Genomic DNA, 13,937 nt, shown 5'->3' on the forward strand with positions numbered 1-13,937 from the left:
GGGCTGTCTCCGGTTGCGGATGGGGAAAAGATTTAACCTGTTTATTATAGCAAATTTCGAGGGTAAATATGGACAGAATTTACACGTTTTTTTAACAATTCAACTTTGCTCTATGATTTTAACAATTTCGTCGACAGTATTCTCTATTTCCTTGTTTTCTTTAACTAATTTGGCGATCTTCTTGTGGGAGAATATGACAGTTGTGTGGTCTTTTCCACCAAACTGACGGCCAATTTCTGGAAGGGAGGCGGGAGTGTATTCCCGGCAGATATACATTGCGATTTGACGGGGCACAGAAATTTCCCGGGAACGTCTTTTTGACTTCAAATCCTGAACCTTCAGATTGAAAAAAGACGCTGCGGTTTTCATGATATTGGGGATGGTGAAGTTGCGATTTTTATCGACAGTGAAGTCGCGCAAAACCTCCTGAGCGAGCTCCATATCCAGATCCCTCTTGGTAAAAGAAGCATAGGCGATGACCCTGAGGAGGAGTCCCTCAAGCTCACGGATATTGGATTTGATGTTTTGCGCAAGAAATGCTGCTACATCCTGAGAGATTTTTTTCTTGTGGCTTTCTGCCTTTTTAAAAAGGATGGCGATCTTGGTTTCCAGGTCCGGAGGGATGATATCGGCGATCAGGCCGCTTTCAAAGCGTGAACGCAGTCGTTCCTCGATGTCATGCATGTCTTTAGGATAGCGGTCAGCCGAGATCACGATTTGCTTGTGATATTCGTAAAGCGAATTAAATGTGTAGAAAAACTCCTCCTGAGTCCTCTCCTTGCCCCCGAGAAACTGGATGTCATCGACCAGAAGGACATCTAATGGACGGTAACGCTCTCTGAAAGAATGCATCTGGTCACGTTTGATCGATTCAATCAGGTCCACCGTAAAGTTTTCCGCTGATAGATAGCGTACTTTGGCATCCGGGTGGGCTTTTAGGATTTCGTTGCCTATGGAATGCAGAAGATGGGTTTTTCCGAGGCCAACAGCCCCGTATAAAAACAACGGGTTGTAATTAAATCCGGGATTATTGGAAACCGCTTCGCATGCAGCCTGGGCAAACTGGTTATTGGGACCAACAACAAAGCTGTTAAAGCTGTATTTGGGATTGAGACATGTCTGGTAGGAATTTCCCCTGGTTTGCATAAAAACCGGAGTTGAAGGTGGTGATTCAACCCTTGGTGCTGGTTGGGTAGCTGGTGCGGGCTCCGGTTCTTTTTTTTCCTCCACATTTTGTGAAGAGAGAGGGGCTTTTGGGCTGAGCCCTCCTGGAATCACTTCAAACATGACCTCCATTTTCTCAGACGACAGGTTATTCAGCGTGTCCTGAATAAGGTCGAGGTAGTTTTCCGTCAGGCATTTTTCATAAAACCGGTTCGGTACTGCAATGGTCAATCGGTTTTTTTCATTTGAGGCTGAAAATGTTGGGGAAAACCAGGTGTTAAAATTTTCGGGGAGAATTTTTTTTTCTATTTCTTCCAAGCAGGAGTTCCAAAGAGAATTCATGGAGGGTCCTCAATAACGTGGCTAATAATACAAAAAATTTTTTGTTGAAACCGGGTGGGAATGAGAAAGAATATAAAAAACCCGGACGACCTTGGCAACCAAAAAAAACAAAAGAAAACATTTTAAATTCATAAGGGTAGCAATAACAAAATATTCGCGTTCAAATTTATTTTTAACAATTCACAACCGTCCTCACAAAAACCTCATACCTTGTCACAAGGATAAAAAAACCGCTTTGTTTCTCTATGTTTAAAGCAATAACACCTTGACTCATTCGACATTAAGCAGAGAGCTAAAAAATTCCTTCCCTGGGAAATCCTTGCTCCTGCTTGATTTCCCGTTGGGTACGAAATTTATGCTTGCAATTTCCTGCTCCAAAGTACACGGGGCTTTTTCCTGCCTTAAGGGGGCAGGGGATTTCCGCTGCCCCCTCCCTCCTTTTTCAAAATGACGAAAAAATAGCTATTCAGGGAAAAATTTTTCTTCCGGTTTTTTTTAAACTTTTCAAATGACCAAAACTTTTTTTAATTTATGACTCTTGAATTTTTTAGAACAATAACGCCCTACCTGAATCTTTCTCTTATGTTGGGGCTTGGCATGATCGGGTGGATCATTCGTCGTCTGCTTCTTGGAGTGGAATCCCGTTTGAAAGAAATAAAACAGGAGTCCCTCAGCCGGTTTGAAAAAATTGACCGCGTTCTGGAACGAATAGAAGCTGAACGGGTAACAGATCAGAGAAAATTGTATGAACAATTCGTCACAAAAGAGTGGTACCTCCTCACTACCGGGAAAACCGAATCCTCCCTCGGAGGAATTTTCCAGCAACTGCAGGCGCTCAATAAAAAACTCCAACACCAAAAACCCCACTATTCCAAAACAGGCTGACCCTCCCCCTTTGGGGATACTGAACCCCCTGCTTTCGGATTTAATCGAAGCGCGTAGGGAAATTTTTAAGATCCTCCGGTTTTCTCTGGAGGAATTACCGATCCACCGGATACATGTCATGTATGTGGATCGAATTGTGGATGTCCTGAAGGCGCGGCAACAGACCAAACGCCTCGACCGGAACCAATTATTGCTGGAATCGTTGCAAACGGTGGTTCAGTTCCTGCTGGACAGGGGGGAGGTCGATTGTGCGCGGGTCCTTGGGGACCATTTGGAGGAAATAGAACAAAGGGTTAAGCGAACTTGGGATCTTTCCGACAATCTACAGACCTTGCCCGCGGATTCGCCGGAATCCGGGCCGCCATCACCCGCGCCGTCTCACCCTTCCCCGACAACGGAAAAGAAGGCATCCGGCTACGCAGAAAACAGGCCGTAAATAACCTCGCCTGGTTTGCCCGGACGTACTTTCCTCATTACCTGACCGACCCACCTTCAAAAATGCACGAGGCCCTTTTCGCCACTTATCAGCAAATAATCCTGGAAGCTGTTGAAACGAAACGCGGAAAGAAAGTGGCTGAAGCGGCCCCAAGGGGTCACGCCAAATCCACACTGACTTCGCTCATCCTCCCCATCTGGTGCATCGTGGGCCAACATCGGCGGTTCATTGGCATCATTTCCGACACCGGACCCCAGGCTCAGGAGTTTCTTGAGTTTATCAAGGCAGAACTGGAAGCCAATGAACGGCTTCATTCTGATTTCCCTGAAGCCTGCGGGCGCTCCCGCCCCTGGCGACTGGGTCAGATCGTCACAAGAAATGGCGTCGGGATCAAATGCTGGGGCAAGAGAAAAGCGATTCGGGGAGCTCGCCACTCCAACAGACGTCCGGATTTGATTATCTGCGATGACCTGGAGAGCGATGGCAATGTCGACTCACCAACACAAAGGGAAAAAGATCGCGTCTGGTTTTTTAAAGCACTCCTGAAAACGGGCGGGGTTTATACCGTGTACCTGGTGGTCGGAACGATTCTGCATTACGACTCCCTTTTATCCGGCCTCATGAAGCGACCGGGGTGGAACGGGAGGATCTGGCAAGCTGTGAACCGATTTTCCCCCTCTCCTTTATGGGAGTCCTGGGAATCTCTTTACATTAACCATGGTGAGGAGGCTGCTGATGAATTCTTTAATCAAAACCGGACAGTCATGCTCAAAGGAACCGATGTGCTCTGGCCGGAAGTCGAAGACTACGCCTACCTGATGAAAATGCGGGTATCCGAAGGGCCGGCCTTTTTTGATTCGGAAAAACAGAATGAGCCCCTGCACCCGGATGATGCCCTTTTTTGCGAAGACTGGTTTCAATTTGTTCAAGAAGGAGATATCGAAACCCGGCTCGCTGCTGAAAACTACCAGGGAATATTTTGTGCGGTCGATCCTTCCATGGGCAAAACATCAAGGCGGCATGATCCGTCGGCCATCATCATAGGGGGACATCTAAAAGACGGCAGTGTGGATGTGCTCGAAGCCGATATCCAGAAACGCCATCCCGACAAACTGATGGAGGACCTGTTCGCCTGGCATAAAAAATATGGTTTCCATCTGGTGGGAATAGAAGAGGTGGCTTTCCAGGAATTGTTCAAGGATCACGTGGAAAAGGAAAGTCGAAAGAAAAAATTGTTCCTTCCCATCGAAGGCATTCGACCCAAAACAGACAAGCGCCTGCGCATTGCCCGCCTGCAGCCACATATAAAAAACGGACTGTTCCGGTTTCGGCGATGCCAATCTTTATTGCTCGATCAATTGCGCTATTACCCGAAAGCCGATCACGATGATGGACCGGACGCTTTGGAAATGCTGCTCACTCTGATCGCCAGTACTCACGGCGGTCCCCGTATTCGAAATTTTTAACGATAAAACCTTCCTTCTTCTTTTTAAAAACCTTTCAGCTGGATGACCCATGCCGATCAAGTCCTGGTTTCAAAGTAAAGCAAGTCAGGCCACGCGGGCCCTGACATTGTGGCTGCCTCTTCCCGGAGCCTCCCGACTTAAACCGCGTTACGACCAATTGATGAAAGAAGGCTACCAGCAGAACAGCGTGGTCCATGCCTGTGTGCGGGAAATCGCCGGTGCCGCGGCTTCGGTTCCCTGGCTGCTCTATAAACACCCTAAACGCGGCGAATGGGAAGAGGTAAATGACCATCCCCTCTTGAAACTGCTCCGTTGCCCCAATCCCTTTATGGGACAGTTTGAGTGGATGGAAACGGTCATATCCCAACTTTATCTTTCCGGAAACGTATTTATTGAAGCAGCAGGGGCCCGAAATGCCAGACCTGCCGAATTGTATCCCTTGCGCCCCGATCGGATGAGTGTCCTGCCGGATCGAACGGATTTCATCGCAGGTTTTGAGTATCGGGTCGGCAGCGAAACGGTCAGGTTTGCCCCGGAGCAGGTGTTGCATTTAAAGTTGTTCAATCCACTGGATGATTGGTATGGCCAGTCGCCAGTGGAAGTGGCCGCCATTGCCGTCGACAAACTCAATGCCTGTGATCGGTGGAACGCGGCACTCCTGCAGAACTCCGCCGTGCCTTCGGGAGCTTTGGTTTCAAAAAAGCGATTGAGCGACGAACAGTTTGATCGCTTGAAAAATGAAATGGCATCCAAGTTTCATGGTGTGCAGACAGCACGCCTTCCCTTGTTACTGGAGGAAGACCTCGAGTGGAAAGAACTTTCGGTGTCTCCAAAGGACATGGACTGGATCGAAGGTTTGCGGTTCAGCGCCCTTCAAATCGCACAGATTTATAACGTTCCACCAGAATTGATTGGCCTTGCTCCTGCCACCCACCAGAACCGGAAAGAAGCGCGCAAGGCGCTTTACACCGAAGTGGTCATTCCGGCACTGAGTCGATTGCGCGATGCTTTAAACCGTTGGCTGGTGCCCCGCTTTGGAAGCGACCTCGAACTGGATTTCAATACGGATCGGGTGGATGCCCTTGCAGAAGACCGCGATTCGGTCTGGCGTCGTGTAAACGCAGCGCGATTCCTGACGGTAAACGAAAAGCGGGAAGCCCTCGGTTATGAACCGATAGCCGGTGGCGATTCCCTTCCGCAACGCCCAGGACTTTAAAGATTTAATCTGCTGGTTTTATTTCCAAATTTTTCAAACAAACTTTCAAGGTTCACAGATGGAATACAAAACGTTTGATTTCGATTTAAATAATGTTGAAGAGGATGGACGCTTTCAGGGCTACGCCGCTACATTTGGAAATGTCGATCTGGGTGGCGATATGATCGCCCCGGGGGCATTCACCGAAACCCTGCTGGAAACACAAGGGGGGAGGGTGCCTATCCTCGATCACCATAACCCGGAACAACAGATCGGTTGGAACCTGGAAGCTTTCGAGGATTCGCATGGACTGTTTGTCCTGGGCCAACTTGATTTAAATGTCCAGGCGGCTCGGGAGCGACACAGCCTGATGCGCCTGGCGCAAAAGGTCGGGGGTCGCACCGGTCTTTCCATCGGATTCCAGACGGTACTCTGGGAAAATGATTTTGAAGATCCCACAGTACGGCATCTTCTGGAGATTCAGTTAATGGAATACAGCATGGTGACGTTTCCCATGAACCCCCAGGCAAGTGTTACCGCAATGAAGATCAGCGATCCTCTTTCGAAAGCCTTGAACCAATTGATATCCACGCTCCATCCCTCTTCCCTGCAATAAAAATCTCGTATTCTTTAAGCCCTGCCCGAATTTCCCTCCATAGTTTTTCAAAATTTTCCTGCCGTTCTTAAAACGGTCACACCTCAAAATTTTTTTCAAGGAGAATGCAATGCAAGACGTCAAACGTCTGGTGGAAAACGTCAACAAGTCTTTCCAGGAATTCAAAACCAAAAATGATCAACGCCTCACCGAGATCGAGAAAGGCCGCAACGATCCACTCCTCAAAAAACAAGTAGACAGTCTGGTCAGCGAGGTACAGGACCTTACGGAAATTAAAAGTCGATTGGAAAACCTTGAGACCCGGATGTCGCGGCCTGCTCTCGAAGTCAATCAGAGTGCGGGTGACTCTGAAAGTAACGAACGGAAACAGGCGATGTTGTCCTACCTCCGTTTCGGTGAACGCGCCCTCAGTCCAGATGAAATTAAACTGCTCTCAGTTGATTCCGATCCCCAGGGTGGATACTGGGTATCGCCCGAGATGTCTCACCAGATTGTCGAACGGGTGTTTGAAACGTCTCCCATGAGAAATGTTGCGACGGTGGAAACCATCAGTACCGATGCGCTGGAAATTCCCGAAGACATCGGGGAAGCGGGTGTCGGTTGGACAGGTGAAACCGGTGTGCGGAATGAAACATCCACACCAACCATCGGCGTTCGCCGCATTCCGGTACACGAGATGTATGCCATGCCCAAAGCTACTCAGCAGTTGCTGGATGACGCTCGAGTGAACGTTGAGGAATGGCTGGCCCGGAAGACGGCACTCAAGATGGGCAATACCGAAAACACCGCGTTCATAAACGGGGATGGTGTCGACAAACCGCGTGGGATATTGACTTATCCGGGCGGGACCACCAACCCGGGTGAAATTGAGCAGATCAACAGCGGCCATGCCAGCCAGATAACCGCAGATGGGTTGCGTACCATGGTTTACGCTCTCAAAACTCCCTTTATCCGAAACGCTTCCTGGTTGATGGCGCGCTCGACCATCGAGGCCATCGCCAAACTGAAAGATGCAGGCGGAGATTATCTCTGGGAGCCCGGGTTGAAGGCGGGTGAGCCTCAAAGTCTTCTTGGGCACCCCATCGAACGCATGGAAGACCTGCCGGCGGTTGCAGCCAATTCCCTGTCAATCGCCTTCGGCGACTGGAAGCAGGCCTACACCATTGTGGATCGGGCAGGTGTCCGCGTATTGCGCGATCCGTTCAGTGCCAAACCGTTTGTGTTGTTTTACACGACCAAACAAACCGGTGGTGATGTAACCAATTTCGAAGCCCTGGTTCTGCAAAAAACTGCAGCATAAGTTTGCCTCCCGGGGTCATCGGGCGGATTGACCATTCTTTGTCACCTGCGCCCGGTTGTTCTCCCCTTCTATTTCCTTTCCTCACAACTTTTTTAATAAGGAGTGCCCTGATGCGGGACATTCAAAATAATATCCAACCGAACCAGACCATCAAACCCTCATCATACACCGCGAGCCAGAACGGGACGGCGGTTGACCTGCGAGGGTTCAGTGCGGCAACGGCGCTGTTTTATATTTGGGCCGGAGATTTTACCGACACGGACGAAGTGTATACACCCAAACTTCAATCTTCCGACGACGCAAGTAACTGGACTGATGTCCCGGCTGCTGATCTGGAAGGCAGCCTGTCTGCGGTGAGCGCGTTTGGCCAGGAAGGAATGCAGTCGGTGGGTTACAAAGGATCCAGCCGCTATCTGCGCGGAGTCCTGTCCATAGCTGGAACTTCTCCCTCCATTCTTTCCAGTGCCACCATCATCCTCGGGAAACCCCACCAGGCCCCCGCGGCTTAATAAAGAAAAATAGTTTTCCCCACCCCGCCTTTTATAAAGAGCTTTGCATAACCCCAAATAAATATTGTTACAGAACCTATCGGGTAACCACTTTTTCCCTCCCCTTGAAGGGGAGGGTGCGGGAGGGGTCATGAAAAAAAATCACCTTTACCCCACTCCTTCTTTATTCAAGAACGTGATTAGCAGTTCTTGAAGGGGGAAGAACATTCAAAATAAACCCGGCATTCTTCTGCGGTTATGTAAATTTTTCTTTTTGAAGTTGAGGCTATTTAAAAGAAGGATGAGATTTCAAATGAAAGTTGAAATGAAAACCACGCAATACGCCTGCCCGGAAGGTCACACGGTTGTCCGCTATTCCCAAGGCCAGCAAGTGGATTTACCGGACTTGCTGGCGAAATTATTTATTAAAGAAGGCTGGGCACACCGTGTATCCAAACGGCAGACCAAAGCCCAAGGAGCCGCGCCGGAAAATAAATCTCGAAAAGGCAACCCAAGTGAAAGGGGTATCCATGGCTCTTGAACTAAAAACCCCTCCGGCCGGGGAACCGTTAAGTCTTGCAGAAACACAAAGCTATCTCAAGACAACTGACCCATCGGAAACCGACTGGATCAACAATGCGATTCAGGCCGTGCGAGAAAGTTGCGAAGGGTTTACTCGACGTGCCCTGAAAACGCAAACCTGGATCCTGTGGCTCGATGCTTTTCAACCCGCCCATTCGCAAATCCAGGAAATTGAAATTCCACGCGCACCTTTGCAGTCGATAACCCATGTCAAAACTTATAACAAGCATGACGAGGCCACGACACTGGATGCCACCCATTATCTGATGGACACCTCGGCAGTGCCCGGTCGCCTGATTTTGCGTGAGGGCTATTGCTGGCCAACGGATCTTCGTATCGCACGTGCTGTTGAAATTGAATTTGTCGCAGGTTTTGGTGATGCCAGTGATGTACCTGCTGGATTGCGTCAGGGCATGTTGCTCTGGATCCGTTTGCTCTATGCCAATAAGACCTGGCTGCTCGATTCCGGAGTACCTGTTCCGGGTTTAACGGAATTCAATTCGAAGGATCTTCCTTTGCCTGTCCGGGCTTTGTGGGATCCCTACCGTTTACCCCGCCTCGGCTAAACGGAAAGAACCTAATAGGAGCTGATTAATGGGAATTGCTTTTCATTTTCCGGACGAGGGCAACCCGACCCTCACCTGGGTTCCCTCCAAACCACCGCGTTATCCCATAAGCCACAAACGGGAATTTCATCGGCAAGTGCGTGGCGAAACAGCCGGGGGTTTTGTGCTGGTGCAGGACCCCGCGGGGGCAGCGCGTGAACTATTTGAATTACAGTTCGACCATCTGCCACAGGTGGATCGCGATCGGGCCGCTGCTTTTTTCGATACAGTCCGAAAGGCGGCGCAAACTTTTGATTACACCGATCCCTCCGGACAAATCATCCGAGTGCGCTGGATCAATGATTTTGAATTCAAGCAAGCGGCTTGTGGGCGATATTCAGGAATCATTCATTTGTTGAAGGAGTCAGGAGCATGATCGATTGGGGACAACTTGATATTAACAAAGTCACTTTTGAGGTAGATGCAGAAGGAGTCCAGGAGTTGACTGGAGCGGTCGTGATTCCTCTGAAAGTGTTTGATGGGTCCGGACAATTTATTTTCACCCATCCGGTTTCCATCCGAAGCGAGTTTTATCTGCAATTGAAAACGGTGGATGGCTGGCAAGTCCAGTTCAATAAAATTTTACAAAGCCGGTTGAAGGAAGAGCTTGGTCGGCGACGCCAGCGTTCGGTAGTTTCCATTCAGGACAGGTTGAAGTTGAGCGCAATCGAAAAAACTATTTCAGGCTGATCCATGCGCGAAGATTTTACATCGGGTTTTATTTCAGGAAAAAATAAAACGACTCACGCGCCCGCCCTTCTATTAAAGCTGGGCTGGGCAGCACGGTCTTCAGCTCCGGCACTGGAATTGCGTTTGGCAGACCGGGCAATTTCAACCGGTTCGGAATTCTGGCAACCTCTGGTGCTTGGCTGGCAGGGGAAGGGTTCCGAGAGCCTCAAGGGAGTCACCCTTTGGAACGGAGAGTCCAGCCCGGCACCCGGCGCCTCCCGATTTTCGGATCTTTTTGCCCAGTATCCCCCGGAACGGGCATCTGTAGTGGTGTATCAGTGGTTCGAAGGGGAAGGTTTGAATGAAAGTGACCTGGCTCCCCTGTTTGCAGGCGTGATTGGCGGCCCGTTCGAATACGATGGTGTGGAATGCAGGTTGCGGTTGACACCTTACTCAGAATCACTCGGGCAATTTGTGATAGGAGCACCCATCACGCTCAACGATTATCCCAATGTGCCGGTTGAAAACCTGGGTCAAACACGGCCTATCGTGATCGGTTCCGTAAAAGGTGCACCGGGTATGCGCGTTAGAAAAGTGGCGCGTTCCCAACTGACCTCGGTGGTCCTGCCTGGAGCCAGCACTCTGGATGTTTCGACAACAGATGGGTTTCCTGACTCCGGTGTTGTGTTGGTCAATGACGATGAGATTCTATATACGGGGAAAACTGCTGACAGGTTTACGGGTTGCACGGGTATAGCCGAGTTCCATTTCGCTGACGACCAAGTTCTGGAAAAGGTGAACGACCACCGTTTTCTTTTTAGCGATCCCGCATTTCCGATACAGTCGATCAACCGGGTTTGCGTTGCGGATCAACCTGTTGATCCGTCGGAGTACTCAGTAGATCTGGTCAGGGGTGAAGTGATATTTCCCAGGCAACCCAGGGAAGTCCAGTCGATCGACACTAAATTTCTACAGGCACAATTTGATGCTGTAGCGGCAGGCAATTCGGCATTGGACCCTTCCTTTGCAATGCAACCAAATTTGCGAACACGTTACGCAAAAATCAATCAGACCCACCGTAAACTCAGCCTGTCTCAAACAGATGACCTTGCGGCTATAGGACAGATAGGTCGCGTCCTGTTGCGTGTCGAACATTTCATGGAGGAACAACTTTCCAGCGACTCGGTTTCAATTCGTTTGTCAGGAGTGGGGGAAGTGGGTGTGCTGTCTCCTCCAGCAAAAGATGATGTGGCGGTGACTACCGGGTCTACTGACATGACCCACAACCATCTTGATACATTTGGTTTCCCCATCGACATTCCGCAGCCGCCGATATCGCCGACTTCCAACGCTGACCATGTTGTAGAACAGGGTGCCATTTCCGGTACCGGTAAATATCAGAATCTGATTGCAGGCCAGAGTTTGATCAATGTCCAGTTTCCTCCGGCACCCCCCGGTGCGATCAGGGGCGAATATCAGCTCAGCCTCAATGTTGAAGGCGGATTATTTGGAGTGGGGGAGGCGGCTTTGTTCTTTAACGGCAACAAAGTAGCGGAATGGAATCCGTCACGTTTCAATTTTGATTACTCTCCTTCTTTCACATTAAACGGTTCCAATCAGCCTTCTACCATGTCGCTTTCTGTCGGAGCCCAGGGAGGGCAGTGGACTGTGAGCTTTACCAGTGTCAAACGCTTGTTGTTTTATCCGCACGGCACGCAGGCAACGCAGATTCCACAGCAAACTTTAAAGACAGGGAGCACGCAAGAGTTATCACTACAGCCACCGGTGACCGCGGTTACAGAAAAATCGACGAGAACGATTGTTGATGTTTTTGATATTACCGATCAAGTGGACGGTAATTGGGACTGGTTCACCGGGCGCGAGGTGGAGGTTGAATACACAGGATCCAACGACGGTCGCACGGTGTATGTTCTTCACATTGCTTTTGAAATTGAATACGCCCGGCGCAGACTGAAAGCGACCGATACAATAACGGCGGATGTGAAGGGATTGGTAGACGATGGCTCGGGTTCCCTGAGCGGGTCTTCCAATGCTCTGTTGGAGCGGCCCGACCATGTGTTCTTGTGGTGTCTGAAAAAGATTTTACAGCTCCCTGATTCCGCTATCGATCCGGTATCGTTTTCAAGTGCAGGCGATTCACTGCAAGCCGCCGTTCCAGGAGGATATCGTCTGAGCGGTGTGATCCAAAACAGCGGGTCACTTGAATCACTATGGAAGGAATGGATGGTATCCAGTCGGTGCCGCCTGTCCTGGGATGCAGGGGGTCGCGCGCGCTTGTTGTTTCGTCCGCTCAATTCTTCGACCGGGCTCAATGGACAGGAAGCCAAAACGCTGGATGATTCGTCTGTTCTCCTCAACCCCAAAAATGGAAAGCCCAGAATCCAGTTAAAGCGTGGATCGGGTAATGCCGTCAGCACTGTTATCAACCTTCCTTATGACCGAAACTGGAGCGCAGGGACCAGGCAGGATCGTTACCGGAATTTAATAAGTGTCCAGGACCCGGTTCAGGTGGAGTTATTTGGTGCAAGTTCTCTGCCCGGTGGTAGACCGCTGGACTGGTGCACGGAACAGAGCATGGCACAGGATCTTGCTGCCTTTTACCTTGCTGAATCTTCTCGTCCCCTCACTTCTCTGGAATGTGATGTGCCACTTGAGCATTTGGATCTTGAACCGGGAGACACCGTCAAGCTCAATTACCCTGATGCCGGGTTGAATGGTGTGTTTGCCCAACTGTCGGAGCGAACGGATCTTGCTGGGGGAGATACTCCGGATGGTTTGCAGGCGGTTCGTCTTTTGTTTCATTTATTTCCAATTGAATACCTACAGGAGTTTTCATTGACTACCTTCGAGGCCAATGAAAGCTCCGCGTTGATCCTTGACTGGCAGATGGATGAAAACCAGGGGATACCCGTTCTTGAACTGGCTGGCATTGCAGATGAACCCGGGATTTTATCTTATTCAGTTCAAACGGAGGAAGCGGTTCTACTGACTTCTTTCATAAGGAGTTTGAACTCAGTTCAATCCGCCGAAACGATTTCCAATGATTTGAGTTTTCAAACTTCCCCTGATCATGTGGCTGCGAGTGAAGGGATTTTCTCATCTGCTAATGGTGGCTGGGGACAGCAAGCCTGGGGTTTTTCCGGCTGGGGCGGAAGGGAAGTGTTGATGTGAACGAATACATGCTGACCCGGGAAACCATCACGGTGGAAATCACGGGACCGGATGGAAAGCGGAAAGGAAAAACGCGGGAGGTGATGAACCGCTTTTCTGAAAACGGGATTGAGGTTAATGATCCTGATCCAAACATTGTTGTGCGCATTTTAAACACAGAACAGGGGGATAACGATGATTGTGGATAGTGGATTGCAACACATGGCCGACCAGATGGCTGAACAGAACCAGGCGGCGATGTCCCATATGGCAGTGGGTACGGGAACCAATGTTCCGGCAAACACCGACACCACCCTGCAAACCGAATTGTCGCGGGTAGCACTGACTTCGGTAACGCGCTCGGACAAGAAAGTGACTTATGTCGCGACCTTCGGCCCGGGTGTTGGTACCGGGGCATTGACCGAGGCGGGGGTATTCAACGCAGCCAGTGCAGGTGACATGCTCACTCGCATCGGGTTCGCGGTTAAAAACAAGGGCGCCAATGACACCATGACGGTAACCATTGAGCACACTTACCAGAGGGTTTCCTAAATCATGCCGGAAACAACATCCCGACTCAACCTGACCAAGCCCGGTACCGGGAACGAAACCTGGGAACTTGATGTTGAGCGCTGGGCGGACAAGCTCGATGAATCAGCCGCGCATTATATGGTGGTGCCTCTGGCAGGTGAAGCGATAAACGGAGAAGTGTTCTTCAACGATTTTCTGTTTGATGTTCCGGTCAGCCTCGTTGGTGTTTCCCTGTTCGCCCGGCAGGCCCCAACCGGAGGAGCTTTCTCAATGGACTTCTTAAAAAATAATATCGAGCAGGGCAAAACGGTGAGCATTAATATCGGTCAGACGAGTGGCGGAGGTGCGGTGACGGGTTTGACTTACGATCCCCTGGCCGCGACTCCGGAAAAAATGGGTTTAAAGGTCAAGGGAGTCGGAGCCACCCTGCCTGGTGCGGAAATCACCGTTGTCATTCATTTTAATGTCCAACCTGTTCCCTAAAGGA

At 50.0% G+C, this 13,937-nt stretch carries 15 protein-coding genes; 14 read left to right on the top strand and 1 reads right to left on the bottom strand.

From position 1 onward, the window contains the following. Positions 1-99: 99 nt before the first annotated feature. Entirely contained in the window at positions 100-1,506 is a 1,407-nt protein-coding gene (gene dnaA, locus G3M70_05970) for a chromosomal replication initiator protein DnaA (GenBank protein ID QPJ61456.1), read from the bottom strand. 597 nt (positions 1,507-2,103) lie between these two features. Between dnaA and G3M70_05975 the strand changes: the two genes are divergently transcribed. From G3M70_05975 to G3M70_06040, 14 genes are all read left to right on the top strand, one after another. After that, entirely contained in the window at positions 2,104-2,391 is a 288-nt protein-coding gene (locus G3M70_05975; GenBank protein QPJ61457.1) for a hypothetical protein, read from the top strand. 303 nt (positions 2,392-2,694) lie between these two features. Then, positions 2,695-4,293: a phage terminase large subunit gene (gene terL, locus G3M70_05980; GenBank protein ID QPJ61458.1), complete on the top strand. Its 1,599-nt coding sequence runs from the start codon at positions 2,695-2,697 to the stop codon at positions 4,291-4,293. 49 nt (positions 4,294-4,342) lie between these two features. Further along, positions 4,343-5,509 carry a phage portal protein gene (locus G3M70_05985; protein ID QPJ61459.1) on the top strand — a complete coding sequence of 389 codons (1,167 nt, stop codon included), beginning with the start codon at positions 4,343-4,345 and terminating at the stop codon, positions 5,507-5,509. Positions 5,510-5,567: 58 nt separating this feature from the next. Next, positions 5,568-6,104, top strand: a complete 537-nt coding sequence (locus G3M70_05990) for an HK97 family phage prohead protease (protein QPJ61460.1) — start codon at positions 5,568-5,570, stop codon at positions 6,102-6,104. A gap of 109 nt (positions 6,105-6,213) precedes the next feature. Then, complete coding sequence (locus tag G3M70_05995; protein QPJ61461.1) at positions 6,214-7,404, top strand: phage major capsid protein; 1,191 nt, start codon at positions 6,214-6,216, stop codon at positions 7,402-7,404. A gap of 110 nt (positions 7,405-7,514) precedes the next feature. Next, positions 7,515-7,913 (top strand): hypothetical protein, encoded by a 399-nt coding sequence (locus G3M70_06000; GenBank protein ID QPJ61462.1) that lies wholly within the window; start codon positions 7,515-7,517, stop codon positions 7,911-7,913. Positions 7,914-8,205: 292 nt separating this feature from the next. Next, positions 8,206-8,433, top strand: a complete 228-nt coding sequence (locus G3M70_06005) for a hypothetical protein (protein ID QPJ61463.1) — start codon at positions 8,206-8,208, stop codon at positions 8,431-8,433. Next, positions 8,423-9,040 (top strand): hypothetical protein, encoded by a 618-nt coding sequence (locus tag G3M70_06010; GenBank protein ID QPJ61464.1) that lies wholly within the window; start codon positions 8,423-8,425, stop codon positions 9,038-9,040. Before G3M70_06005 ends, G3M70_06010 begins: the two co-directional genes overlap by 11 nt. 28 nt (positions 9,041-9,068) lie before the next feature. Further along, on the top strand, positions 9,069-9,455 hold the full coding sequence (locus G3M70_06015; protein ID QPJ61465.1) for a hypothetical protein: 387 nt from the start codon (positions 9,069-9,071) through the stop codon (positions 9,453-9,455). Beyond that, positions 9,452-9,769, top strand: coding sequence for a hypothetical protein (locus G3M70_06020; protein ID QPJ61466.1), 318 nt, complete (start codon positions 9,452-9,454; stop codon positions 9,767-9,769). Before G3M70_06015 ends, G3M70_06020 begins: the two co-directional genes overlap by 4 nt. 3 nt (positions 9,770-9,772) lie before the next feature. Next, positions 9,773-12,940 carry a hypothetical protein gene (locus G3M70_06025; GenBank protein QPJ61467.1) on the top strand — a complete coding sequence of 1,056 codons (3,168 nt, stop codon included), beginning with the start codon at positions 9,773-9,775 and terminating at the stop codon, positions 12,938-12,940. Beyond that, a complete protein-coding gene (locus tag G3M70_06030) occupies positions 12,937-13,128 on the top strand; it encodes a hypothetical protein (protein ID QPJ61468.1) in 192 nt (63 codons plus the stop codon). Before G3M70_06025 ends, G3M70_06030 begins: the two co-directional genes overlap by 4 nt. Then, positions 13,115-13,471: a hypothetical protein gene (locus G3M70_06035; GenBank protein ID QPJ61469.1), complete on the top strand. Its 357-nt coding sequence runs from the start codon at positions 13,115-13,117 to the stop codon at positions 13,469-13,471. Before G3M70_06030 ends, G3M70_06035 begins: the two co-directional genes overlap by 14 nt. 3 nt (positions 13,472-13,474) lie before the next feature. After that, positions 13,475-13,933 (top strand): hypothetical protein, encoded by a 459-nt coding sequence (locus tag G3M70_06040; protein ID QPJ61470.1) that lies wholly within the window; start codon positions 13,475-13,477, stop codon positions 13,931-13,933. Positions 13,934-13,937 lie beyond the last annotated feature (4 nt).

Source organism: Candidatus Nitronauta litoralis (assembly GCA_015698285.1).
Taxonomy (GTDB): domain Bacteria; phylum Nitrospinota; class Nitrospinia; order Nitrospinales; family Nitrospinaceae; genus Nitronauta; species Nitronauta litoralis.